This is a genomic window from Streptomyces sp. cg35 (assembly GCF_050410835.1).
Taxonomy (GTDB): Bacteria; Actinomycetota; Actinomycetes; order Streptomycetales; family Streptomycetaceae; genus Streptomyces.
This window is the reverse complement of record NZ_CP191268.1, coordinates 1,040,839-1,063,807: the sequence shown is the minus strand read 5'-3', so window position 1 is coordinate 1,063,807 and position 22,969 is coordinate 1,040,839. Positions and strand designations below refer to the sequence as shown.

Genomic DNA, 22,969 nt, shown 5'->3' with positions numbered 1-22,969 from the left:
ATGAGACCCGCCCCTCCCTGAGGGGCGGGTCTTAATCAGTTGTTAACTGAGCGTGCCGAGATCGTACTTGACCGTAATCGACTGGGGGCGATTGACTGCGGTTTCCCCGTCGTCGACGCGAGAGCACTCCATGAACTCCACGAGCTCGGACCTGCTCGCACCACTCGACCTTGCCTTCTGGAACATAGAGACCGCCGAACACCCGATGCACCTGGGCGCCCTGGGCGTCTTCGAGGCCGACGGGCCCGGTGCCGCCGGGCACGCGTACGAACTGCTGGCCGCGCGCGCCGCCGGGGTGCCGGGCCTGCGGATGCGCATAGCCGGGGTGCTGGTGCCCGTCGGCGGCGCCGCCCGCGTGCCCGTCACCGAGTTCGACCCGCTCGACCACGTGCGCCTCACGGAGCCGGTCGACGACTTCCACGCCGCGGCCGGGGCGCTCATGCAGCGGACCCTGGACCGGGCGCGGCCGCCGTGGGAGGCCCATGTGCTGCCCGCGGCGGACGGCACGTCGTTCGCCGTGCTGTTCAAGTTCCACCACGCCCTCGCCGACGGACTGCGCGCGCTGACGCTGGCCGCCGCCGTCATGGACCCCATGGACCTGCCGATCGCGCGGGCGCCCAAGGAAGAACCGGCGCGGCGTCGCGGGCTGTCGCTCCCGTTCCCGGGGATGCGCGAGATCACCCTCGGCGACCTCGACCCGCGGCGCTACCCGGACCATGTGCGCTCCGTGGTGAGCAGCGCCACCCAGGCCGTCGCCATCGGCGCGTCCGTGGCCCGGGCCACCTGGGGCGTACGCACCTCGCCCGCCCTGACCTCCCGGGCCAGCGGCACCCGCCGCACCGCGGGCGTCGTCCTCGACCTCGACGACGTGCACCGCATCCGCAAGACCGTGGGCGGCACCGTCAACGACGTCCTCATCGCGGTCGTCGCCGGGGCCGTCCGGCGCTGGCTCGACGAGCGCGGCGACGGCAGCGAGGGCGTCGAGCCGCGCGCGCTGATCCCCGTCTCGCGGCGCCGCCCGCGCACCGCCCACCCGCAGGGCAACCGGCTCTCCGGCTACCTCGTCCGGCTGCCGGTCGCGGAGCCCGACCCCCTGGAGCGGCTGCGCGTCGTACGGGCCGCCATGGACCGGCGCAAGGACCGCGGCCCGAACCGCGGCGCGGGCGCCGTCGCGCTGCTCGCCGACCACGTGCCGCCGCTGGGCCACCGCCTCGGCGGCTCCCTCGTCGGGCAGAACGCGCGGCTCCTGTTCGACCTGCTGGTCACCAGCGTGCCGCTGCCCAGCCTCGGCCTGCGGCTCGGCGGCTGCCCGCTCACCGAGGTCTTCCCGCTGGCTCCGCTCGCCCAGGGACAGTCCCTCGCCGTGGCCGTCTCCACGTACCGCGGGCGCGTCCACTACGGCCTGGTGGCCGACGCCCGGGCCGTTCCCGATCTTGACGTGCTGGCCCGCGCCGTCACCGAGGAGGTGCGCGCGCTGATCGCCGCCTGCGCCCCCTGAACCGGAACGAGTTTGGAGACAAGGGGCACCGCTCCGTAAAATTCCGCCTTCGAAAGCTCGCGCGGTTCGCGCGCGACGCGGCAGACCCTAGGAACGGCAGCGGCGATGACGGTGACAGACGACAACCAGGCCCCTCAGGCCTCCGCGGACACGGAGGTCGTGCACGGGCCCGGCATCGACCCGGAGCGCCTCGCCGTCTGCCTCGCCGTCCTGAAGGAGCTCGACCAGCTGGACGTCGACCACCCCGACGCGATCACGGTCCGGCGCGCCACCGCCGGCATCTACCGGACCGTGAAGCAGCGCCGCCGCCAGGACCGCCGCGCCGCCAAGACCGCCCACGACAAGGCGGTCACCGAGGCGACCGCGACCGGGTCCGCGCAGCGCATCGACGACGAGACCGAGGGCCTGCTGCCCTCGTCGCAGACCGACGAGGGCCGGATCGCCGGGATACTCCAGCGCCCGCGCTCCTGCTACACCTGCAAGGCCCGCTACGTCGAGGTCGACTACTTCTACCACCAGCTCTGTCCGGAGTGCGCCCTCGTGAACCGGGCCAAGCGCGAGGCCCGCGCCGACCTCACCGACAAGCGCGCCCTGCTCACCGGCGGCCGCGCCAAGATCGGCATGTACATCGCATTGCGGCTGCTGCGCGACGGCGCGCACACGACGATCACGACGCGCTTCCCCAAGGACGCCATCCGCCGCTTCAAGGCGATGGACGACTCGGCGGACTGGATGCACCGCCTGGAGGTCGTCGGCATCGACCTGCGCGACCCGGCGCAGGCCGTCGCCCTCGCCGAGCAGGTCGCCGCGGCCGGCCCGCTCGACATCCTGATCAACAACGCCACCCAGACGGTGCGCCGGCTGCCCTCCGCCTACGCCGCCCTGGTCGACGGCGAGGGCGCGCCGCTGCCCGCCGGGGAACTGCCCGCCCACTCCGTCATCGGCGCCTTCAACTCGGGAGCGGTGGACGGTATCGCCGCGCTGCCCATCGGCACCAGCGGCCTCGACGCGCAGAAGGTCGCCGACCTCGCGCTCGTCGCGGGCAACGCGAGCGTCGCCCGGCACCTCGACGGCACCGCCATCGACGCGGGCGGCCTCGTCCCCGACGTCGTCGACTCCAACACCTGGGTCCAGACCATCGACCAGATCTCCCCGGTGGAGCTGCTCGAGACCCAGCTGTGCAACTACACGTCGCCGTTCATCCTGATCAGCGCCCTGCGCCCGGCCATGGCGGACGCCGCGAAGAAGGCGGCGAGCGGCCGCGCGTACGTCGTGAACGTCTCCGCGATGGAGGGCGTCTTCGGCCGCGGCTACAAGGGAGCGGGCCACCCGAACACGAACGCCGCCAAGGCCGCGATGAACATGGTGACGCGGACCAGCGCCCAGGAGATGTTCCAGGCCGACGGCATCCTCATGACCTCCGTCGACACCGGCTGGATCACCGACGAGCGCCCGCACTACGACAAGCTGCGCCTGGCCGAGGAGGGCTTCCACGCCCCGCTCGACCTGATCGACGGCGCCGCCCGCGTGTACGACCCGGTCGTGCGCGGCGAGGCCGGCGAGGACGTGTACGGCGTCTTCCTGAAGGACTACGCGCCCGGGAAGTGGTGACGCAGCCGCCGCTGCACGGCGCCCGCGTCCCCCGTCGGTGAGGCGGCACGCACCCGCGTGCCGCCGTCCACCAGCAGGTCCGCACCGGTGACCCAGGACGCCTCGTCCGACACCAGCCAGCGCACCGCCCGGGCGATGTCGTCGGGCTCGCCGATGCGGCCGCTGGGCAGCCCGGCCGCCACCGCCTCCTCCGCCCGCTCCCACACGAATCGGGCCATCTCGGTGCGGACGAGGCCGGGGGAGACCGAGTTCACCCGCACCAACGGGCCCAGCTCGCCCGCGAGTTGAGCCGTCAGATGGAGCAGGGCCGCCTTGCTCGTGCCGTACGCCCCCACGTGCGGGCCCACATGGGCCGCGCCTTCCGTGCAGACGTTGACGACGGCGCCGCCGTGCTCACCCATCCACGCCCGCCAGGCGCACTGCACCAGGCGCAGCGGCGCCTCCACGTTCACCGTGAAGGCCGTGCGCCACGCGTCCGGGTCGGCGTCCATGAGGGGGCCGTAGGGCTGGTTCGTCGCGGCGTTGTTCACGACGACGTCGACCCGGCCGTAGGCCGCCATCGTCCGCTCGGTCACCTCCCACAGATGCGCCGGGTCGGCGACCGAACCCGCCACGCCCACCGCGTCCGCGCCCTGCGCCCGCAACGCCGCCACCGTCTCGTACACGCCCGCGTCGTCGCGCGCCGTCACGCACACCTTCGCCCCGGCGCGCGCCAGTTCCCCGGCGATCGCCCGGCCGATGCCGCGCGAGGCACCGGTCACGACGGCCGCCCGCCCGTCGAGGACGCGTGCTGCGGCGGGGTCCGGAGTCATGCGCGTACGGTCTCACGCCCCGCCGGTGCATGACGATGCGTCAACCGTGCGCTGTTCGTGGACGGTTCGTGCCTCCGGCGTGCAGGCGAGGGCCGAGGCCGCTGAGGTCAGCGACTGTGCGCGGCGGTGGGGCGGCTGCCCGCCGCGACCAGTTCGAGCACCGGACGCCAGTCCTCCAGCACCCCGGCGTCCAGGCCGACCACCTTGCCCGCGTCGTCCGCCTGCCGCAGCGTGACCGCATCCTCGGCCAGCGGGTCCGCCTCGAACGCGGCGACCTCGTCCGGCGTCATCGGGCCGCCCTGCGCGCCGAGGGTCAGCGCACTCTGCGCCGACAGGCCCCGGCCGGGTTCGACGGCCGTGAGATAGCGCTTGGCCGGCACGTGCAACCGCACCAGACGCGCCACCCGCGCACCGAGCAGGCCGCGCACCGCGTCCGCGGCCCGGTCCGCGTGCCCCGCGTCGTCGCCCGGGCACAGCAGATGCCCGAGATCGTGCACCAGCCCCGCGACCTGCAACTCCTTGTCGCTGGGACGCCCTCGCCGCAGCAGCGCCGCGGTCTGCAGCGCGTGATCGTGCAGATCGACGGGGTCGCCGCTGCGGTCGGGCGTGTCCCACGCGCCCCGGCAGGCGTGCAGCGCCGCCATCAACTCCTCGACGGTGCGCAGCTCGACACGTTCCATGGACGACTCCTCCCGAAGCTCCTGCGCTGCCTGTCCGGAAGGAGACCATGGGGACGGGACCGGCATCTGACGGACCGGTCAACGGGACGTTAACGCTCATTCCCCCGTGTAGTGCAGAATTGCCGCATGCTCCGCCCCGCCCGTCCCCTCCGCGCACGCTCCGCCGTGCCCGGAGCGCGGCTGATGCGGGGCGCCCTGCTGGTGGCGCTGCTGATCTCCGCTCTGGGGGTGCCACTCTGCGCCGCCACCGCGACCGCACCGGATCCGCGGGAGGACCTGCGTGCGAGCGCTCAGCTCGCACCCGGCACGCCCGGCTGCGACCCCGAGCAGCGGCACGCCCCTGACAGCGGGCAAGGGGTGCCCTCGCGCGGCACGTCCGCGCACGAACTCCTCGCGCCTCTTGCGCACGAGCACGGGCTCGCCACCACCACGACGTTCACCGGCGTCGTCCCGCCGACCCCGGCCGGCCGCGGCCCGCCGCCGCACGACCCGCCCTCGCCCGTCGAACTGTCCGTCCTGCGCGTGTAGATGACGCCCCGGGCCCCCGCGCCCGCGCGCCGTCATCCGCTTTTCCTTCCCACGCAAGGACGACTTCGTCATGCCCGACAAGCCCCGCAGCACCGCCCCTTCCAAGCGCCGCCCCCTCGCCATCGCCGCCGCCGTCGCGGTGGCCGCCGCGCTCCTCGGCACCGTCTCGTACACGGCGACCCGGCCGGAGCCCCGCACCGACACCGCCCGGCAGGAGAGCGCCGCCGGCCAGCAGCCGGACGACACCACCGCACAACTCCTGAAGCTCGCGCGGCGCGACGCGCGGGACCCGCTCGCGCAGGGCCGGGCCGACGCGCCCGTGGTGCTCATCGAGTACGCCGACTTCAAGTGCGGCTACTGCGGCAAGTTCGCCCGCGACACCGAACCCGGCCTGGTCGAGAAGTACGTCGAGGACGGCACCCTGCGCATCGAGTGGCGCAACTTCCCGATCTTCGGCGCCGAGTCGGAGGCCGCGGCGCGCGCCGCCTGGGCCGCCGGACAGCAGGGGCGCTTCTGGCAGTTCCACGCGGCGGCCTACGCCGACGGCGCCAAGGAGAAGGGCTTCGGCGCCGCACGTCTCGACGCCCTCGCCCGCGCGGCCGGCGTCGAGGACCTCGACCGGTTCCGCCGCGACCGCGACGCGAAGGCCGCGCACACGGCGGTCACGAAGGACCGCGACGAGGCGTACTCGCTGGGCGCCACCTCCACGCCCTCCTTCCTCGTCAACGGGCAGCCCATCGCGGGCGCCCAGCCCGCGGCGGCCTTCGCGCAGGCGATCGACACGGCGAAGGCGGCGGCGCGATGAGCGACATCGGCTACCTCGCGGCGTTCCTCGGCGGACTGCTCGCGCTGCTCAGCCCGTGCAGCGCGCTGCTCCTGCCCGCCTTCTTCGCCTACTCCGTCGACAGCCCCACCCGGCTCGTCGCCCGCACCGGCATCTTCTACCTCGGCCTCGCCACGACCCTGGTCCCGCTGGGCGCCGCGGGCTCGTACGCCGGGCGCTTCTTCTACGGTCACCGGGACCTGCTGGTCGCCGCCGGCGGCTGGCTGATCATCGCGCTCGGCGTGCTGCAGATCGCGGGCCGCGGCTTCGCCTCGCGCCGGATGACCGAACTGTCCGGCCGGATCCGCCCGACCAGCGCGTTGTCCGTCTACGCGCTGGGCGCCGTCTACGGCCTCGCCGGGTTCTGCGCGGGGCCGATCCTCGGCGGCGTCCTCACCGTCGCCGCGCTCGGCGGCCACCCGGTCTACGGCGGGGCCCTGCTCGCCGTCTACGCCCTCGGCATGGCCGTACCGCTGTTCCTGCTGGCGCTGCTGTGGGAACGGTTCGACCTGGGACGCCGGCGCTGGCTGCGCGGCCGGCCGCTGCGCATCGGCCGGTTCGAGGCGCACTCGACCTCGCTCGTCTCCGGTCTGTTCTTCCTCGCCCTCGGGGCGATGTTCCTGGTCTTCGACGGGACGACGGCGCTGCCGGGGCTGCTCGACGTCGACGACTCGTTCGCCGCGGAGCAGTGGGCACGCGGCGTCGGTGACCACGTGCCGGACGCGGCACTGCTCGTCGTGGCGGTCGGGATCGTCGGCGTGGTCCTCGTCGCGCGGGCCTGGCGCGGGCGGGTACGCACCGTGACGGAGCACGGCGATAGCAGCGAGGAGCTGAACACCGCACCCGCCACGGCCGTATCTTCCGGTACCACCAAGTAGCTCGCCGCACCGGCGAGTCGGCGTCGGTCTCCGGGAGGACTGCTTGCGTCGCGTCAACGGCACCACCCTCATCCTCGCTGCCCTGGTCGCCACGCTGGGCGCCCTGGCGTTCCCGATCTGGTCGTACGCCGACCGGTCGGGAACCGGCCAGGCCAACCTGAACGCGGGCACCGTGTCCACCCAGTGGGGTCCGCTGTCCGCGACGGACCGGGACTTCGTCGTCAAGGTCAGACTCGCCGGACTGTGGGAGATACCGGCGGGCCAGCAGGCCATGGAGCGCGCCCCGACCCAGGCGATCAGGAACGCGGGGGACCACCTCGTCGTCGGCCACACCGACCTGGACCAGCGGGTGCGCTCCGTGGCGGCGAAACTCGGGGTGGAACTCCCGAACCAGCCGACCGCCCAGCAACAGGGCTGGCTGAACGAGATGTCGGCGGCGAGCGGTGCGGACTATGAGCGGAAGTTCGCCAATCTGCTGCGGAACGCGCACGGCAAGGTGTTCGCGCTCGTCGCCCAGGTACGGCACACCACCCGTAATTCACTTGTGCGAGAGCTGGCCACTGACGCCAACCAGACGGTGCTCGACCACATCACCATGCTGGAGAACACCGGGGACGTGGACTTCGACGCCATCGCGAACGAGGCGGCGGGCAGCGCGAGCGCCAGTCCGACGGGCCCGCCCGCGCCGAACGGCCAGGTCCCGCCCGCTCCCGCGCCCGCCGGGCCCTCGGGATCGCCGGACGCCACGTCGCGTCCCTCCGCCGGGCCGGCCGACGAACCGGGGCGCAGCATCGACACGGACCGGCCCGCCCCGGCGTCGTGACGGAGCCCGGAAGGGGGCGACCGGAAGGAACCTGGCGAAGCCGGACGGAACCTGCTGAAGTACGCCCCGTGGACGGTAAACCGGTCGCGTCCCGGCGGGCCCGCGTGGCTGAATGAACACCCGGCGACCCCCACCGGGCGTACGGGTTTCAGCCCCATCGAGCGGACCCCCGCTCATTTGGTTACTCTGTAGCCGGACGGTTACCGCAAGTGGGTCCCACCCGTACCCATGGTGCCGTCCGGGAAGAGGCCGGTCACCACGGCCGATTCCACCAGCGACAACCGGCGCCACCGCGCCCGAACTGGCCCTCTGCTCAAGCCCGATCGGGCGTTCGGTGCCCTGCGCGACGCTGGGCCGGTCACGCCGGAGCGGGTTACCCGACACACAAGGAGTGCGCGGTGACACCAGAGAAGACGAATCGCGAACAGCGCCCTAAGGAACGTACGGAGCGGGCCGGCCGCAGGCCGGAGAAGCTCGGCAGTCTCGACGTCTGGGCCCGGTCGGCCCCGATCCGCCTCGCCGGGTACGAGGACGATCTCGCCGAACCGCACATCCTGCCCAGCGTCGACTGAGCCCCGCGCTCCGTCCCGTTCGTCCGCCCGCATCCCTCCACGGTGAGGGGTGTGGGCGCACGCGTGTCCGGATGCTCCGTCCCGGCCGGGACGATCCCGGGCGTCGTGCGGCAGGGCCGACAGGAGATCGGATCTGTGTCGGCGGATGTCCAAGCATCCGCCGGGTTTATCCATGGACTGTTCCGCTCCGTTCATGAATCATCCGATGTCATGTTGACCGAGCTCCGTACGAAGCCGCCCATGGGGCGGCGCAGATCGCGTCTCTTCGGCGGCGCCCTCGCCCTGCTGCTGACCGCCGTCCCGGTCTCCGCCGCCCACGCGGACCCGGCGCCCACCGCGCCCCGCACGGTCCCGGCGCTCACCGACTGGACCGCGGGGGAGGGAAGTTACACCTTCGGGGACCGGACCCGGCTGGTGGCCGCCGATGCCGCGTCCCGCCGCGTCGCCCGAACCCTCTCCGACGATCTGCGCGCCGCCGGCAAGGGGACCGTACCCGTCACCGCGGGCCCGGCCCGGACCGGCGACATCGTCGTCGACGTGGACGCCCACGACAAGCGACTGGGCGCCGAAGGCTACGAGTTGACCGCGGGCAAGCGCCTGGAGATCACCGGAGCCGCGGAGACCGGCGCCTTCTACGGCACCCGCACCCTCCTGCAACTCCTGCGCCAGAGCGACGAGATACCGGCCGGCCGCACCGTCGACGTGCCGCAGTACAAGGAGCGGGGCGTCGGCGTCTGCGCCTGCTACGTGCACATCTCCACCGACTGGCTGGAGAACCTCGTCCGCGACATGGCGTACCACAAGCTCAACCAGCTCCTCCTCGAACTCAAGGTGAAGAGCGACGCCCACCCCGAGGCCAACACCTGGGGCTACTACTCCAAGGACGAGATCCGCCGCCTCGTCGCACTCGGCGAGAAGTACCACGTCACCATCGTCCCGGAGATCAACTCCCCGGGCCACATGGACCCCTGGATCCAGGACCGGCCCGACCTCCAGCTCGTCGACGCCGACGGCAACGCCCAGCCGTCGCGCCTCGACATCACCGAGCCCGAGGCCCTCTCCTACTACAAGAGCCTCATCGACGAGTACGGCGAGGTGTTCCCCGCCAAGTGGTGGCACATGGGCGCCGACGAGTACATGCTCGGCTCCGACTTCGCCAAGTACCCGCACGTCCTGGAGTACGCGCGGGCCAAGTACGGCGCGAACGCGACACCGCAGGACGCGTTCATCGACTTCGTGAACCGCGTCGAGGCGTACGCCGCGAGCAAGGGCAAGCGGCTGCGTATCTGGAACGACGGACTGACCGGCGCCAACACCGTGCCCGTGAAGCCCGGCACCACCGTCGAGCACTGGCTGGACGTGAACGTGAAGCCGAGCCGGCTCATCGCGCAGGGCTACCCGGTGATGAACGCCGCCTACTCGCTCTACGTCATCCGCGGCGGCTTCCACACCGACACGAAGAAGCTGTACGACGAGCAGTGGGACCCGCGCAGCTTCGAGGGCGAGAAGCTCGCCTCACGCGACGGCGTCACCGGAGCCAAGATCAGCCTGTGGCCGGACAACGGGCGCGGCGAGACCGAGAACGAGGTCGCCACGGCCACGTCCCAGCCGCTCGACCACATCGCCCAGGTGACCTGGGGATCGCCCCACCCGGACGCCACCTACGCCGAGTTCACGGCCCGCGCCGACGCCGTCGGCCACGCCCCCGGACGGCGGGACCTGACCCGGGTGCCGCTCGCCGACGGCACGTACACCCTCGCCGACCGCGGCCACCGCACGCCCCGCGCCCCGGTGCGGCTGACCCGCACCGCCGACGGCTACGCCACGCTCACGAACGCGGACGGCGCCTGCCTGGAGACGCGCAGCGGCAAGCTCACCCTCAACGTGCCGCTGGAGCCCGGCTCCGCCGTCACCTGGGAGACGTGCGACGCGAAGAACACCCTCCAGCGCTGGCAGCTCACGTCGGGCCAGGGCGGCTTCCGGATCACGAACGCCATCACCCGGATGACGCTGGACGCGACCTCCGGCGGCCGCCTCGTGCAGTACCCGCCGGACCAGCGGACCCCCACGACCTGGACCCTGACCCGCGCCTGAGCCGAAGGGACCCACCCCCAGATGCCCCTGATCCGACGTCACTTCCTGGCCGCGGCGACGGCCACGGCGGCCGTCGCCGCCACCGGCCTGCCCGCCGCCGCGGCACCGGCCGCCCCCGCCGATCCGTCCTTCCGGATCCCCGTCAGCCCCGGCGACAGCGCCCGGCAACTCCTCGCGAAGGCCGCGCGCGTCCGCCCCACCCGGCGTCAACTCGCCTGGCAGGCACTGGAGAAGACCGCCTTCCTGCACTTCGGCGTCAACACCTTCACCGGCCTCGAATGGGGCATCGGCGACGAGGACCCGAACATCTTCCAGCCCACCGGGCTCGACACCGACCAGTGGGCGCGCGCCCTGCGCGACGGCGGCTTCAAGCTCGCCATCCTCACCGCCAAGCACCACGACGGCTTCGTGCTCTACCAGTCCCGCTACACCGAGCACAGTGTGGTGAGCAGCAGCTGGCGCGACGGCCGGGGCGACGTACTCCGCTCCTTCGCCGACTCGATGCGCAAGTACGGCATCAAGGTCGGCGTCTACATCTCGCCCGCCGACGAGAACCAGTACCTCGACGGCGTCTACGCCAACGGCAGCGCCCGCACCACCCGCACGATCCCCACCCTCGTCGACGGCGACGACCGCGCGGGCCGGGACCTGCCCGCGTACGAGCTCGACGCCACCGACTACGGCGCCCACATGCTCAACCAGCTCTACGAGGTCCTCACCGAGTACGGGCCCGTCGACGAGGTGTGGTTCGACGGCGCCCAGGGCCGCATCCCGCCCGACAAGGTCGAGACGTACGACTGGGACAGCTGGTACTCCCTGGTGCGCGCGCTCGCTCCGGACGCGTCGATCGCCGTGTCCGGACCGGACGTCCGCTGGGTCGGCAACGAGGACGGCATGGCGCGTGAGAACGAGTGGAGCGTCATCGCCGTCAAGGACAGCGGCAACGGCAAGTACGACCGTGTCCTGCCGTACGACTCCGCCGACGAGGGCAGCCGCGAGGCCCTGCTGAAGGCGCAGCCGGACGCGGCCGCGCTCCAGTGGTGGCCCGCCGAGTGCGATGTGTCGATCCGCCCGGGCTGGTTCTACCACGCCGATCAACAGCCCAAGTCCGTGGAGCAGTTGACGGACATCTGGTACCGCTCCGTGGGCCGGGGCGCTGTCCTCCTGCTCAACATCCCGCCGGACACGGACGGCCTGCTGCCCGCCGCCGACGTCGCCCGCCTCAAGGAGTTCCGGGAGCGCACCGACCGCGAGCTGCCGCGGGACCTCGCCCGAGACGCCCGCGTCCGCGACGACGGCGCGGGCACCCGCACGGTCGATCTGGGCCGGCCCCTGGCGGTCGACCGGATCAGGATCGCCGAGGACATCCGGCACGGGCAGCAGGTCGAGCACTTCGTGGTGGAGGCCTGGGTCGACGGGGCGTGGACGACCGCCGCCGAACTGGGCACCATCGGCGCGACCCGCATCCTGCCCCTGGCCGCTCCCGTCACGGCGCGACGCTGGCGCCTGCGGGTCACCCGGGCCCGATCGGCCGTCCGCATCAGGGAGTTCGGGCTGTACAAGTCCCAGGTATGAGGCGAGAGGGGCGGGGCTCCGGCAGGGGTCCCGCCCCACCCCCTCCCTAGACGCGCACGTACGCCGCCGCCCATGACGTGTGGTCGTACGAACTGTTGCCGTTCGCGTCCTCCACGACCAGACGCAGCAGCCGCACCCCGGAGACGTCCACGTCGACGGGGCGCGGGCCGCCCGCGGCCGTCAGCGGCCCGCTGTCGAAGAGCTCCGTCCCGTCGTCCCCGACGACACGCGCCCGCGTGCCGCCCTTGCCGCTCTGCCTCGCCGAGAAGTCGTCGATGCCGACGACCGCCGTGAACCGCCGTGCCGTGCCGCCCAGGTAGTACACGATCTCCGACGGGGCGTGCACGCCGAGGCCCTTGGCGTACGTCGTGCCGCCGAAGGCGATCGGTGTGCCGTCGCCCGCGGCCTGCTTGCCGTTGCTCGTGTCGCGCTCGACGGGACCCCAGCCGTTGCTCGCCGATACCCAGTCGAGGTCGCTGAGAAATGCGTCGGCGCGGGGCGGCGGGGGCGGTGTCGCCGTGGTGACGGTCCGGGTGAACCGCAGCTTCTTCCTGTCGTACGTCGCCGAGGCGGTGGCCCGCAGGGGGAGACGGGCGCCGGTCGCGACATCGGCGGGCGCCGTCACCTCCCACGTCGCCGTGAACGAGGCGCCGGGCGCCAGCCGGTCCGTGGCGCGCGGCCCGGTCGCCCGCGCCTGCCAGCCGTCCGGGACCGCGAGGCGCACCCGTGCGTCGGTCCAGACCCGCGTCGAGGCGTTGCCGAAGCCGACCGTCACCGTGAACCGCTCACCGGGCAGGGCGAGTTCGGGTCCCCGCACCGTCAGGCCGTACGCCTCCCGGTCGTAGGACGCGACCCACGACGAGCGCAGCAGCGCGGTCAGTTCGGCGACGGCCGCAGGGCGCGCGGCGGCCAGGTCGGTCGTCTCGCCCGGATCCGCCGCCAGGTCGTACAGCTCGGTCTGCCACTGCTCGTCCGGCACGGACCGGTCCCGGGCCGGGGCGAACCGGACCGCCTTGAGATCGCCCTTGCGGACCGCCTCGGCGAGTTTCAGGATGCGGCCTCCGTCGACGGCGTTGGCGCGCCTGGTCGAGCCGGGGTCATTGCGCGACCAGTACAGATGCGGGTGCGTGTCCGCCGTGCCGCCGTGCAGCAGCGCCGCCGCGGACAGACCGTCGATGTCGCGCGGCGCGGGCGCGGCGGCGAGCTCGGCGAAGGTGGGCAGCAGATCGATCAGCGGTGTCGGCCGGTCGGTCGTGCCCGGCGCCACCGTCCCCGGCTGCCAGGCGATGAGCGGGACCCGCACCCCGCCCTCGTACAGATTCCGCTTGTAGCCGCGCAGCGGGCCGTTCGCGTCGAACAGGTCCGGGTCGAAGCCGCCCTCCTCGTGCGGGCCGTTGTCGCTGGTGACGAGGACGAGCGTGTGCCGGTCGACGCCGAGGGCCCGCAGCCGGTCGACGACCCGGCCGACCAGGGTGTCGAGGCGGCTGACCTGGGCCGCGTGCCCCTTGTCCGCGGCCGGCCAGGTCCGGTCCGCGTAACTGCCCGTGTCGGGGATGTCGGACGGGGCGTGCGGGATGTTCGGCGTCAGATAGAGCAGGAACGGCTCGTCGGCGTGCGCGTCGAGGAAGTCGAGGGCGTGCCGCTCGATCAGGTCGATCGCGTACGCGCCCTTCTTGCCGTCCGCGTTCTCCGGAAGGTCGGTCCTCTCGCCGTTGTGCCACAGATGGGCCGGGAAGTACTCGTGGGCGTGGCCGTGCCCGATGTAGCCGAAGAACTCCTCGAAACCACGGGAGTTGGGGTGGCTCGGCTGGTCCGCCTCGTCCGGCCCGAAGCCCCACTTGCCGACGCACGCCGTGCGGTAGCCGCGGGCCCGCAGCACCTCCGCGAACGTGGTGTCGCCGTCGCCGATCGCCCCCTGCGGGCCGCTGAACGGGTTCTCCCGCACCGCCGCGTGCCCGCCGTGCAGGCCGGTCAGGAGCGAGCAGCGGGACGGCGCGCAGACGGCCGCGGCCGCGTACGCCTGCGTGAAGCGCAGCCCCCGCGCGGCCAGCTCGTCGAGCCTCGGGGTGGCGATCTGTCTCTGCCCGTACGCCCCCAGCTCTCCCTGGCCGAGATCGTCGGCGAGGATCACCACGATGTTCGGGACCCGGCCTAACGTGCGAGGATCGGCCGAGACGGGAGCGCCGGGGAGCGCGGCCAGCGAGAGAGCCGCGGCGGAACCGGCAAGGAAACGGCGGCGATCGGGCATGGGGCTCCTCACGCAGGGGGCGGATCGGGGACGGCGACCCCGATCATCCGTGCCCGCACAAGGAGAAGACCATTGACCGCGCATGACATTTCTGTGACAGCCGGCGGGGACGGGCCGGCCGTCCCCGCGTGCTGCGCCGCGCCTCGTGGCGCGGCCGCGCCCGAACCCGTGGCCGGGACCGTCACGCCGCGCCGCCCGGCCTCCGGGCGCGGCATGGTCGAGCTGCCCGGCGGCACGTTCCGGATGGGCAACGAGGACGAGCAGGCCAACCCCGGCGACGGCGAGGGACCGGTCCGGGAGGTCACCGTCTCCGCGTTCCGCATCGACGAACACGCGGTCACCAACGCCCAGTTCGCGACGTTCGTGAAGGAAACGGGATACGTGACCGCCGCCGAGCAGTTCGGCTGGTCGTACGTCTTCGCCGGCTTCCTCGCGCCGGAGCACGTCCGGGCCACGCAGGCCCCGGCCGGCACCCCGTGGTGGCGCGGCGTCGAAGGCGCCACCTGGCGCGCGCCCGAGGGCCCCGGCTCAGGCGTCGGCGACCGCGCCCGGCACCCCGTCGTCCACGTCAGCTGGGACGACGCGCACGCCTACGCGCAGTGGGCGGGCAAACGGCTGCCGACCGAGGCGGAGTGGGAGTACGCGGCCCGCGGCGGCCTCGACCAGGCGCGCTACCCGTGGGGCGACGAGCTGACCCCGCGCGGCCGCTGGCGCTGCAACATCTGGCAGGGCGAGTTCCCGGCGGTGAACACGGGCGAGGACGGCCACGTCGGCACCGCCCCGGTCGACGCGTACCGGCCGAACGCCTACGGCCTGCACAACGTCGTGGGCAATGTGTGGGAGTGGGTCGCCGACCGCTTCACGGCGACGCACGACGCGGCCCCCGCGGTGGATCCGCGGGGGCCGGACGAAGGCGGGAACCGGGTCATGCGGGGCGGCTCGTACATGTGCCACGACTCCTACTGCAACCGCTACCGGGTCGCCGCCCGCACGTCCAACACCCCGGACTCCAGCAGCGGCAACTGCGGATTCCGCTGCGCGTATTGAGCCCCTCCGGAGATCGAGGAGCGGGGCCCCGTGAGCCCGGCGACCGCGCCGGGTCAGATCCCGTACACGCGGCGGCCCCCGACAAAGGTCTGCGCCACGCGCGTGGCCCCGATCTCCTCGGGCGCCCCGGCGAACGGATCCCGGTCCAGCACGACGAGATCCGCGAGAAAGCCGGGGGCGATCGTCCCTGTCTCCGCGTCGAGGCCGTTCACGTACGCGCTGCCCGCCGTGTACGCGGTGAGCGCGTCCAGGAGCCCGACGCGCTGCCCGGGCAGGAAGACGGGCGTACCGGCCGGGGCATCCGGGGCGGTCCGGTTCACCGCGACGTGGATGCCCTGCAGCGGGTCGGGGCTGCTCACCGGCCAGTCGCTGCCGGCGGCGAGGGTCGCGCCGGAGCGCAGCAGCGCCCCGAACGGGTACTGGCGGTCCGCCCGCTCCGCCCCGAGGAAGGGGATCGTCAGCTCGTCCATCTGCGGCTCGTGCGCGGCCCACAGCGGCTGGATGTTCGCGGTGGCGCCGAGCGTCCGGAACCGCCCGATGTCGTCCGGGTGCACGACCTGGAGGTGCGCGAGATGCGGGCGCGTGTCCGACCAGCCGTTGGCCCGCCGCGCCGCCTCCACGGCGTCGAGGGCCTCGCGCACGGCCCGGTCGCCGAGCGCGTGGAAGTGCACCTGGAACCCGTGCGCGTCCAGCGCGGTGACGTACGTCTTGAGGTCCTCCGGCGGGACGAAACTGATCCCGCTGTTGTCCGTCCGGCAGCCGCACGCGTCGAGGTACGGGCCGAGCAGCGCCGCCGTGCCGTTCTCGGCGACCCCGTCCTGCATGATCTTCACGGTCGTCGAGCGCAGCCGGCCACGCGTGCCGGCCGCCCGCCGCGCGACGAGCTCCGGTATCTGCTCGGTGCCGCGCGCCCGGTCCCACCACAGCGCGCCGACCACGCGCGCGGTGAGCCGGCCGTCGTCCGCACACGCCAGATAGGCGTCCGTGGGGTCGGTGAGATTGGCGTGCGAGCCGAGCAGCGCGTCCTGCCAGGCCGTGATGCCGAGTGAGTGGAGCAGCTCCTGGGCGCGCAGCAGGCCGGCGATCCGCTCCTCCCGGGTCACCGGCGGCAGCAGCTCTCCGACCAGGTTCGCGGCACCCTCCTGGAGCATGCCGGTGGGCTCGCCGGCGCTGTCCCGCTCGATGCGGCCGTCGGCCGGGTCGGGCGTGCGGGCGTCGATCCCGGCACGGCGCAGGGCGGGGGAGTTGACCCACGCCCCGTGGTGGTCGCGGTTGACGAGATACACCGGCCGGTCCGGCACGAGGGCGTCCAGCTCGGCGGCGGTGGGCAGGCCGCCGGGGAAGGCCTCCATCGACCAGCCGCCGCCGGTGATCCACTCCAGGTCCGGACGGCTTCGGGCGTACGCGGTGATCAGCTCGCGGTAGGCGGCGAGCGTGGTCGCCCCGCTCAGATCGCACTGACCCAGCTCGAGCCCGCCGCCGACCGGATGCGCGTGCGCGTCCTGGAACCCGGGGATCAGCAGCTTCCCCGCCAGGTCGACGACCTCGGTCCGCGGGCCGATGAGCTCGCGCACCTCGTCGTGGCCGACGGCGACGACGCGCTCGCCACGGACGGCGACGGAGGTGGCGCGGGACCGGGCGGGGGAACCGGTGTGGACCGGTCCGCCGGTGAGGACCAGGTCTGCGGGTGCGGTGTCGGGCATGCGGGGCAACTCCTTGTGCGGTGAGGGGGGGTTACGGGACTTCGAGCGCGGTCGGCGGGACGGCGTCGGCGTCGGTGCCGCGCCGGGTCGTGAAGTAGGGGGAGCGGCGGCGGTACTTGGCGACGGCCGCCATGGCGAGCCCGGAGACGATGGTGGCCACGGGTACGGAGAGCATGAACCAGCCGTTGTCCGGGCTGAGTTCGAAGTGGTCGCTCATCGTGGCGTAGTCCCGGCCGAGGTAGATGCCGACGCCGAGCAGCACCAGCGCGCCGGCGCCGGGCGCGACGACCGAGCGCAGCGCCTGCGCGGGTGAGGTGCGCAGGGCCGAGCGGAACCGGACGGCGCAGGCCAGCGCCGTCAGTCCGTAGTACAGGGCCACCGTCAGGCCGATCGAGTTCACGGCCGCGAGGATCATCTCGTTCAGCTTCGGGATGGCGAGGGCGAGCAGCGCGACCACGGCCGCGACGGCCATGACGAGCACCGTGCCGATCGCGGGGGAGCCGTACCGCGGGCTGATCCGGGTCCACACGCGGCCCATCGTGCGGTCCCGGCCCATCGCGTACAGGCCGCGCGCCGTCGGGATGACGCTGGACTGCAGCGAGGCCACCGCCGAGAAGAGCAGGGCGAGCAGCGGCAGGCTGGCCACCGGCTCGTCGGCGAGTTTCGCGCCGAGGTAGGTGAGAGCCTGCGGGCCCTGCTCGATCAGTTCCGGCAGCGACATCTCCCGCTGGAAGGCCACGGACCCGTACAGGAACAGCGCGAGCATCGAGAACAGGGCGATGAAGCCGCCGCGGCCCACGTCCCGGACGTCCTTCGTCTCCTCGGTGACGCTGAACGCGGCGTCCCAGCCCCAGAAGAAGAACACCGCGAGCACCAGGCCCTGCGCGAACGCCGTGCCGTCGTGGATCGCGAAGGGGTTCAGCCACGACCACTGGAAGCTGTGCGACCCGGTGACCAGGGACCAGCCGCAGAACCCGAGCAGGACCGCGTACTCGAACACCAGCAGCCACGCCTGCAGCCGGGTCGCCTTGCGGACGCCGGTGACCGCGGTGACGGTGACGACGCCGAGGACCAGCAGGCCGACGACCGTGCTCAGGGCCGTCGAGTTCGGATCGAGGTCGAGGCCCAGCAGCGTGTGCAGATGGGCCTTGTTGGCGAACTGCAGGAAGACCGAGCCGGTCACCGCGCTGGTGTACGCCATGAAGATCACGGTGCCCACGAGCGTGACCCAGCCGGTGAGGAAGCCGAGCCAGGGGCCGAGCGAGGAGGCGACCCACACATAGCCGCTGCCCATGTTCGGCTCGTCGCGGTTGAGGCGGGCGTACGCCGTCGCGATGCCGAGGATCGGCAGGAAGGCGATGAGCAGGACGGCCGGCGCCTGGAGGCCCACCGTCGCGGCGAGGGATCCCATCCCGATGCCGATGCTCGTGGTGGCGGCCGTGCTCGACGCGGCGATCGCGACGCCGTCGACGACACCGAGGGAACGGCGCAGACCTGGAGGTTCGCTTCTCATGGGCAGACTCCTGTGACCTGAGAACAGGGGATGAACGGGAGGTGTGGCGAGGAGGCTGCGATCAAACCGGCCTTGTCAATGTTGCGTCAATGGTGTTGTCATAAAGGCGCGCGGACAGACCGGAGGAAAGGACGGGCCGCATGGCCGAGGGACGGATCCCGGCGGAGCGGCGGCGCCGCAAGCCGACCAAGTCGGGCGTGGTGCTGTCCGAGGACGTGATCGTCGACTGCGCGCTGCGCCTGGTCGGCCGGCACGGGCCCGACGCGCTGAGCGTGCGACGGCTCGGCGCGGCCCTGGGCTGCGACCCGAGCGCGCTGTACCGGTACTTCCACAACACGGACGATCTGCTGCTCGCACTGGCCGACCGGATCATCGGCGAGGCCCAGTCGGGCTTCGACCCGGACGGCATGCCGTGGGCCGAGGGGCTGCGCGAGATGGCCCTGCGCATCCACCGCTGCTACCGGGAGCACCCGAGGGTGGCGGCGATGGCGGCGTACCGGGTGACGCGCCGGCTCAACGAGTTCCGGGCCGTCGACACCGGCATCGGTCTGCTGCGGCGGGCGGGTTTCGACGACGCGACGGCGGTGCGGTACTACGCGGCCTTCGTGGATACGGTGCTGGGGCATGCGGCGCTGGATGCGGCGCACTTGGCTCTGCCGGTCGAGCGGAGGGAGGCGGATGATCTCGCGTGGGTCGGGGTGTATGCGGGGTTGTCCGCGCGGGAGTATCCGCAACTGGCCTCTGTGCGGGGGCACTTGCCGTTGATGGGCGGGAGCTCTTTCGATGCCGCGCTGGAGTTGTTGCTGGCGGCGTTGGTGGCCGCGGCGCCGGGAGAGGGTGGGTAGGGGTTCATCGCCGGGTGCGGGCCGGTGGGGCTTCTCGCGCGGTTCCCCGCGCCCCTGAGACGCGCACTGCGTGCGGCATCTCAGGGGCGCGGGGCCGGGGCTCAGTCCAGCTGGGCCCGCAGCCATTGTTCGACCTCACCGACGTGCGCCGCGGCAGCGGCCCGCGCCGCCTCCGGATCGTGGGCCACCAACGCCCGGTGGATACGGGAGTGCTCACGCCGGGTCCGCTCGAACGCCCCCTCCTCCTGGTAGCCGCGCCACACCCGGGCCCGGAACGTCCGTGAGGACAGGCCCTCCAGGATCGCCGCCATCGTGTCGTTCCCCGCGGCGGCCACGATGGCCCGGTGGAACGCCAGGTCGTGCGAGAGGATCTCCTCGGGGTCGTCGGTGGCCTCCATCGCCGCCAAGTGCTCCTCGACCTCGGCGAGTTGGGCGCGGGTGATACGGGCGGCGGCCAGCGCCGTCGCCGTCGACTCCAGGATGCGGCGCACCTCGAGCAACTCCACCAGACGTGGACCCCGCGACAGATCCGCGACGACTCCGAACGTCTCCAGCAGGTCCCCGGCCTCGAGCTGCGTGACGTAGATCCCCGAACCGTGCCGGGCCTCCAGGACCCCGAGGACGGTCAGCGCCCGGATCGCCTCGCGCATGGAGCTGCGCGAGATACCGAGCTGCGCCGCCAGGTCCCGCTCCGTGGGCAGGCGTTGCCCCGGCTCCAGCCGGCCGCCGCCGATCATCGCCTTGATCTGCTCGATCGCCCGCTCGGTGACGGTGCCCTTCTGGGGGGCGGTCTGCTCCACGATGACGTCCTCCCGAGTGCGGGTCCGCTCCGTGACGAGGCGCGGTGATGCGGCGCAGTCTAACCAGCCATGTGGTCCGACCACTACCGAGGTGGTCGGACCTTTTCGGGGTCTCGGAGGCGTAAAACCCGAGAAAACTTGGTTCCTAAGGGTGTCGTCGGGACGAAGTGGTCTGATAAATATCTCGGCGCGGCCGGTGCTGGGACGGCAGAACGCCGGTCGCGAGCCCATGACTTCCGGAGCCGAGGAGCGGTCCGATGACTGGCACCACGAAGCGCACCAAGAGTTCGAGAGCGGGAGCGCTGCGCCTGGCGGCCCTCCTGGGGTGCGCCGCCCTCACCCTCAGCGCGTGCGGCAGCACCAAGGACGACGCCGCCGGGGCCGGCGGCGCGGGAGGCGGCGACGGCACGGGCAAGGTCGGCGTCATCCTGCCCCTGCTGACCTCGCCGTTCTGGCAGTCCTACAACGACTACGTGCCGAAGATGGCGAAGTCCGAGAGCGTCGACGCGCTGAAGACGGTCAACTCCAACAGTGACCCCTCGCAGCAGATCACCGACATCAACAACCAGCTCAACCAGGGAGTGAAGGGCCTCGTCGTGGCGCCGCTGGACAGCGCCGCCATCGCCGCCGGACTCGACCAGGCCGAACGCAAGGGCGTCCCGGTCGTCGCCGTCGACGTGGCGCCCGAGAAGGGCAAGGTCGCCATGGTCGTCCGCGCCAACAACGTCGCGTACGGCGAGAAGGCGTGCGCGTACCTCGGCAAGCAGGTCAAGACCGGCAAGGTCGTGCAGATCATGGGCGATCTGGCGTCGGTCAACGGGCGCGAGCGGTCCAAGGCGTTCCGGGACTGCGTCAAGTCCGAGTACCCGAAGCTGAAGGTCCTGGAGATCCCCGCCAAGTGGGAGTCGGACACCGCCGCCTCCAAGCTGGACACCCTCCTCAACGCCAACCCCGACATCAAGGGCATCTACATGCAGGCGGGCGGCGTCTACCTCGCGCCGACCCTCCAGACCCTCAAGTCCAAGGGCATGCTGAAGACGGCGGGCAAGGCCGGGCACATCACGATCGTCTCCAACGACGGCATCCCGCAGGAGTTCGACGCCATCCGCAAGGGCCAGATCGACGCGACCGTCTCGCAGCCCGCCGACTCGTACGCCAAGTACGGCATGTACTACATCAAGGCGGCGATGCAGGGGAAGACGTTCGAGCCGGGTCCGACCGACCACGACTCGGAGATCGTCAAGCTGCCCAGCGGGATCCTCGAGGACCAGCTGCCCGCGCCGCTGGTCACCAAGGACAACGTCGACGACCCCAAGCTCTGGGGAAACACGGTCAAATGACAGCGACCACACCCCCGTTGGTGGAGGCCAGCGGCATCGCCAAGCGGTACGGGCCCACGGTCGCCCTCGCCGACGGACGGCTGACCGTGCGCGCGGGCGAGTCCCACGCGCTGGTCGGCCGCAACGGCGCGGGCAAGTCCACCCTCGTCACCGTCCTCACCGGGCTCCAGGCGCCGGACGCGGGCACTTTGCTCTTCGACGGCGAGCCGGCGCCGCCGCTCGGCGACCGGGAGGCCTGGCGGTCCAAGGTGGCCTGCGTCTACCAGAAGCCCACCGTCGTACCGGAGCTGACGGTCGCCGAGAACCTGTTCATCAACCGGCAGCCCGGATCCCGCCGCGGCTTCTTCAGCTGGAAGAAGCTGCACGCCGAGGCGGAGCGGCTCCTCGACACCTGGGACATCCGGGTCGACCCGGACGCGCGCACCGCCGACCTCAAGGTCGAGGACCGCCAAATGGTCGAGATCGCCCGGGCGTTGAGCGGCGGCGCCCGGTTCATCGTCCTCGACGAGCCGACCGCGCAACTCGACAACCGGGAGATCGAGCGGCTCTTCGCCCGCATGCGCTCGCTCCAGGACTCGGGCGTCACCTTCCTGTTCATCTCGCACCACCTCCAGGAGGTGTACGAGGTCTGCCAGACGGTCACCGTGCTGCGCGACGCCCGCTGGATCACCACGGCACCGGTCGCCGAACTGCCCCGCCCCGCACTGGTGGAGGCCATGGCCGGCGAGGTCATCGCCGAGCAGGCGGCGGCCGCGGCCGAGGCGGTCGTCGAGCAGGACGGCGTGGACGCCCCGGTCGTCCTGGAGGTGTCGGGGCTGACCTCGGACACCTACACCGACGTCGACCTCACCGTGCGGCGCGGCGAGGTCGTCGGGCTCGCCGGATCCAGCGGCAGCGGCAAGATCACCCTCGCCGAATCGCTGGCGGGCCTGCACACACCGACCGCCGGAACCGCTCGGCTCGACGGCGAACGGCTGCCGTTCGGCGACGTCTTCGCCGCGCTCGCCGCCGGAGTCGGCTGTGTGCCCCGCGACCGACACGACCAGGGCCTCGTCACCGGCATGTCCATCGGCGACAACGCCACGATGTCCGTCCTCGGCCGCCTGGGCCGCCACGGATTCGTCGGCACGGACCGCAAGAGGTCCTTCGCCCGCGACCTCATCGACCGCCTCGACATCCATGCCGAGGGCCCCGACCAGCCGGTCTGCGACCTCTCGGGCGGCAACGCGCAGAAAGTCGTCATGGCCCGGGCGCTCGCCTCCGACCCCCGTCTCCTCGTCCTCATCAACCCCACGGCCGGCGTCGACGTGAAGTCCAAGGAATCACTGCTGCGCCGCGTCGACAGCGCCCGCGACGACGGCACCGCGGTCCTCGTCGTCTCGGACGAGCTCGACGACCTCCGCCGCTGCGACCGGGTCCTGGTCCTCTTCCACGGGCGGATCGTCGCCGAGCACCCGGCGGGCTGGAACGACCACGACCTCATCGCCTCTATCGAAGGGGTGGACCGTGACTGACCTCCAGCCACGGGGGTCCGCCCCGAACCCCGCTCCCCGAACGCCGGAGGTGCCGGAGAAGAAGG

19 protein-coding genes are annotated in these 22,969 nt (G+C 72.6%); 13 read left to right on the top strand and 6 right to left on the bottom strand.

Translation table 11 applies throughout. The features are described from left to right. Positions 1 to 130: 130 nt before the first annotated feature. Positions 131 to 1,498, top strand: a complete 1,368-nt coding sequence (locus ACQUQD_RS05170; RefSeq protein WP_428950733.1) for a wax ester/triacylglycerol synthase family O-acyltransferase — start codon at positions 131 to 133, stop codon at positions 1,496 to 1,498. Between the two features lie 105 nt (positions 1,499 to 1,603). Next, the gene (locus ACQUQD_RS05165; protein ID WP_428950732.1) at positions 1,604 to 3,109 is read left to right on the top strand and encodes an SDR family NAD(P)-dependent oxidoreductase; all 1,506 of its coding nucleotides are present in this window, start codon (positions 1,604 to 1,606) and stop codon (positions 3,107 to 3,109) included. On the opposite strand, the gene ACQUQD_RS05160 is transcribed toward ACQUQD_RS05165, so the two are convergent. Together ACQUQD_RS05160 and ACQUQD_RS05155 are read right to left on the bottom strand one after the other, a co-directional pair. Continuing rightward, positions 3,088 to 3,921: an SDR family oxidoreductase gene (locus ACQUQD_RS05160; RefSeq protein ID WP_428950731.1), complete on the bottom strand. Its 834-nt coding sequence runs from the start codon at positions 3,919 to 3,921 to the stop codon at positions 3,088 to 3,090. The genes ACQUQD_RS05165 and ACQUQD_RS05160 overlap by 22 nt on opposite strands. Before the next feature lie 107 nt (positions 3,922 to 4,028). Further along, the gene (locus ACQUQD_RS05155; RefSeq protein ID WP_428950730.1) at positions 4,029 to 4,601 is read right to left on the bottom strand and encodes an HD domain-containing protein; all 573 of its coding nucleotides are present in this window, start codon (positions 4,599 to 4,601) and stop codon (positions 4,029 to 4,031) included. A gap of 126 nt (positions 4,602 to 4,727) precedes the next feature. On the opposite strand from ACQUQD_RS05155, the gene ACQUQD_RS05150 reads away from it, so the two are divergent. From ACQUQD_RS05150 to ACQUQD_RS05120, 7 genes are all read left to right on the top strand, one after another. Beyond that, complete coding sequence (locus tag ACQUQD_RS05150; RefSeq protein WP_428950729.1) at positions 4,728 to 5,129, top strand: hypothetical protein; 402 nt, start codon at positions 4,728 to 4,730, stop codon at positions 5,127 to 5,129. A 70-nt stretch (positions 5,130 to 5,199) separates the two neighbouring features. Beyond that, a complete protein-coding gene (locus ACQUQD_RS05145; RefSeq protein ID WP_428950728.1) occupies positions 5,200 to 5,934 on the top strand; it encodes a DsbA family protein in 735 nt (244 codons plus the stop codon). After that, positions 5,931 to 6,830, top strand: a complete 900-nt coding sequence (locus tag ACQUQD_RS05140; protein WP_428950727.1) for a cytochrome c biogenesis CcdA family protein — start codon at positions 5,931 to 5,933, stop codon at positions 6,828 to 6,830. Before ACQUQD_RS05145 ends, ACQUQD_RS05140 begins: the two co-directional genes overlap by 4 nt. A 43-nt stretch (positions 6,831 to 6,873) precedes the next feature. After that, positions 6,874 to 7,653 (top strand): DUF4142 domain-containing protein, encoded by a 780-nt coding sequence (locus ACQUQD_RS05135; protein WP_428950726.1) that lies wholly within the window; start codon positions 6,874 to 6,876, stop codon positions 7,651 to 7,653. A 398-nt stretch (positions 7,654 to 8,051) separates the two neighbouring features. Next, on the top strand, positions 8,052 to 8,225 hold the full coding sequence (locus tag ACQUQD_RS05130) for a hypothetical protein (RefSeq protein WP_255978286.1): 174 nt from the start codon (positions 8,052 to 8,054) through the stop codon (positions 8,223 to 8,225). Between the two features lie 210 nt (positions 8,226 to 8,435). Continuing rightward, a complete protein-coding gene (locus ACQUQD_RS05125) occupies positions 8,436 to 10,319 on the top strand; it encodes a family 20 glycosylhydrolase (protein ID WP_428950725.1) in 1,884 nt (627 codons plus the stop codon). A gap of 21 nt (positions 10,320 to 10,340) precedes the next feature. Further along, positions 10,341 to 11,894: an alpha-L-fucosidase gene (locus ACQUQD_RS05120; RefSeq protein ID WP_428950724.1), complete on the top strand. Its 1,554-nt coding sequence runs from the start codon at positions 10,341 to 10,343 to the stop codon at positions 11,892 to 11,894. A 46-nt stretch (positions 11,895 to 11,940) separates the two neighbouring features. Here ACQUQD_RS05120 and ACQUQD_RS05115 read toward each other — a convergent pair whose 3' ends face one another. Continuing rightward, positions 11,941 to 14,142, bottom strand: coding sequence for a sulfatase-like hydrolase/transferase (locus tag ACQUQD_RS05115; protein WP_428950723.1), 2,202 nt, complete (start codon positions 14,140 to 14,142; stop codon positions 11,941 to 11,943). 72 nt (positions 14,143 to 14,214) lie between these two features. Between ACQUQD_RS05115 and ACQUQD_RS05110 the strand changes: the two genes are divergently transcribed. Beyond that, positions 14,215 to 15,189 (top strand): formylglycine-generating enzyme family protein, encoded by a 975-nt coding sequence (locus tag ACQUQD_RS05110; RefSeq protein ID WP_428950722.1) that lies wholly within the window; start codon positions 14,215 to 14,217, stop codon positions 15,187 to 15,189. Between the two features lie 53 nt (positions 15,190 to 15,242). Here the strand turns inward: ACQUQD_RS05110 and ACQUQD_RS05105 are convergent, their stop codons facing one another. Together ACQUQD_RS05105 and ACQUQD_RS05100 are read right to left on the bottom strand one after the other, a co-directional pair. Next, positions 15,243 to 16,892, bottom strand: coding sequence for an amidohydrolase (locus ACQUQD_RS05105; protein ID WP_428950721.1), 1,650 nt, complete (start codon positions 16,890 to 16,892; stop codon positions 15,243 to 15,245). A gap of 31 nt (positions 16,893 to 16,923) precedes the next feature. Further along, a complete protein-coding gene (locus tag ACQUQD_RS05100) occupies positions 16,924 to 18,405 on the bottom strand; it encodes an APC family permease (RefSeq protein ID WP_428950720.1) in 1,482 nt (493 codons plus the stop codon). 140 nt (positions 18,406 to 18,545) lie between these two features. Between ACQUQD_RS05100 and ACQUQD_RS05095 the strand changes: the two genes are divergently transcribed. After that, positions 18,546 to 19,250 carry a TetR/AcrR family transcriptional regulator gene (locus tag ACQUQD_RS05095; protein ID WP_428950719.1) on the top strand — a complete coding sequence of 235 codons (705 nt, stop codon included), beginning with the start codon at positions 18,546 to 18,548 and terminating at the stop codon, positions 19,248 to 19,250. A 101-nt stretch (positions 19,251 to 19,351) separates the two neighbouring features. On the opposite strand, the gene ACQUQD_RS05090 is transcribed toward ACQUQD_RS05095, so the two are convergent. Next, positions 19,352 to 20,050, bottom strand: coding sequence for a FadR/GntR family transcriptional regulator (locus ACQUQD_RS05090; protein ID WP_428950718.1), 699 nt, complete (start codon positions 20,048 to 20,050; stop codon positions 19,352 to 19,354). 257 nt (positions 20,051 to 20,307) lie between these two features. Between ACQUQD_RS05090 and ACQUQD_RS05085 the strand changes: the two genes are divergently transcribed. Further along, positions 20,308 to 21,390, top strand: a complete 1,083-nt coding sequence (locus ACQUQD_RS05085; RefSeq protein WP_428950717.1) for a sugar ABC transporter substrate-binding protein — start codon at positions 20,308 to 20,310, stop codon at positions 21,388 to 21,390. After that, positions 21,387 to 22,904 carry a sugar ABC transporter ATP-binding protein gene (locus tag ACQUQD_RS05080; protein ID WP_428950716.1) on the top strand — a complete coding sequence of 506 codons (1,518 nt, stop codon included), beginning with the start codon at positions 21,387 to 21,389 and terminating at the stop codon, positions 22,902 to 22,904. Before ACQUQD_RS05085 ends, ACQUQD_RS05080 begins: the two co-directional genes overlap by 4 nt. The last annotated feature ends 65 nt before the right edge of the window (positions 22,905 to 22,969 follow it).

Bases quoted from the DNA above. Each gene is read 5' to 3' on its own strand.
- ACQUQD_RS05115 (WP_428950723.1), bottom strand. From the start codon at position 14,142: ATGCCCGATCGCCGCCGTTTCCTTGCCGGTTCCGCCGCGGCTCTCTCG.
- ACQUQD_RS05150 (WP_428950729.1), top strand. From the start codon at position 4,728: ATGCTCCGCCCCGCCCGTCCCCTCCGCGCACGCTCCGCCGTGCCCGGA.
- ACQUQD_RS05080 (WP_428950716.1), top strand. From the start codon at position 21,387: ATGACAGCGACCACACCCCCGTTGGTGGAGGCCAGCGGCATCGCCAAG.
- ACQUQD_RS05120 (WP_428950724.1), top strand. From the start codon at position 10,341: ATGCCCCTGATCCGACGTCACTTCCTGGCCGCGGCGACGGCCACGGCG.
- ACQUQD_RS05165 (WP_428950732.1), top strand. From the start codon at position 1,604: ATGACGGTGACAGACGACAACCAGGCCCCTCAGGCCTCCGCGGACACG.
- ACQUQD_RS05145 (WP_428950728.1), top strand. From the start codon at position 5,200: ATGCCCGACAAGCCCCGCAGCACCGCCCCTTCCAAGCGCCGCCCCCTC.
- ACQUQD_RS05155 (WP_428950730.1), bottom strand. From the start codon at position 4,601: ATGGAACGTGTCGAGCTGCGCACCGTCGAGGAGTTGATGGCGGCGCTG.
- ACQUQD_RS05105 (WP_428950721.1), bottom strand. From the start codon at position 16,892: ATGCCCGACACCGCACCCGCAGACCTGGTCCTCACCGGCGGACCGGTC.
- ACQUQD_RS05095 (WP_428950719.1), top strand. From the start codon at position 18,546: ATGGCCGAGGGACGGATCCCGGCGGAGCGGCGGCGCCGCAAGCCGACC.
- ACQUQD_RS05125 (WP_428950725.1), top strand. From the start codon at position 8,436: ATGTTGACCGAGCTCCGTACGAAGCCGCCCATGGGGCGGCGCAGATCG.
- ACQUQD_RS05140 (WP_428950727.1), top strand. From the start codon at position 5,931: ATGAGCGACATCGGCTACCTCGCGGCGTTCCTCGGCGGACTGCTCGCG.
- ACQUQD_RS05100 (WP_428950720.1), bottom strand. From the start codon at position 18,405: ATGAGAAGCGAACCTCCAGGTCTGCGCCGTTCCCTCGGTGTCGTCGAC.
- ACQUQD_RS05085 (WP_428950717.1), top strand. From the start codon at position 20,308: ATGACTGGCACCACGAAGCGCACCAAGAGTTCGAGAGCGGGAGCGCTG.
- ACQUQD_RS05170 (WP_428950733.1), top strand. From the start codon at position 131: ATGAACTCCACGAGCTCGGACCTGCTCGCACCACTCGACCTTGCCTTC.
- ACQUQD_RS05160 (WP_428950731.1), bottom strand. From the start codon at position 3,921: ATGACTCCGGACCCCGCCGCAGCACGCGTCCTCGACGGGCGGGCGGCC.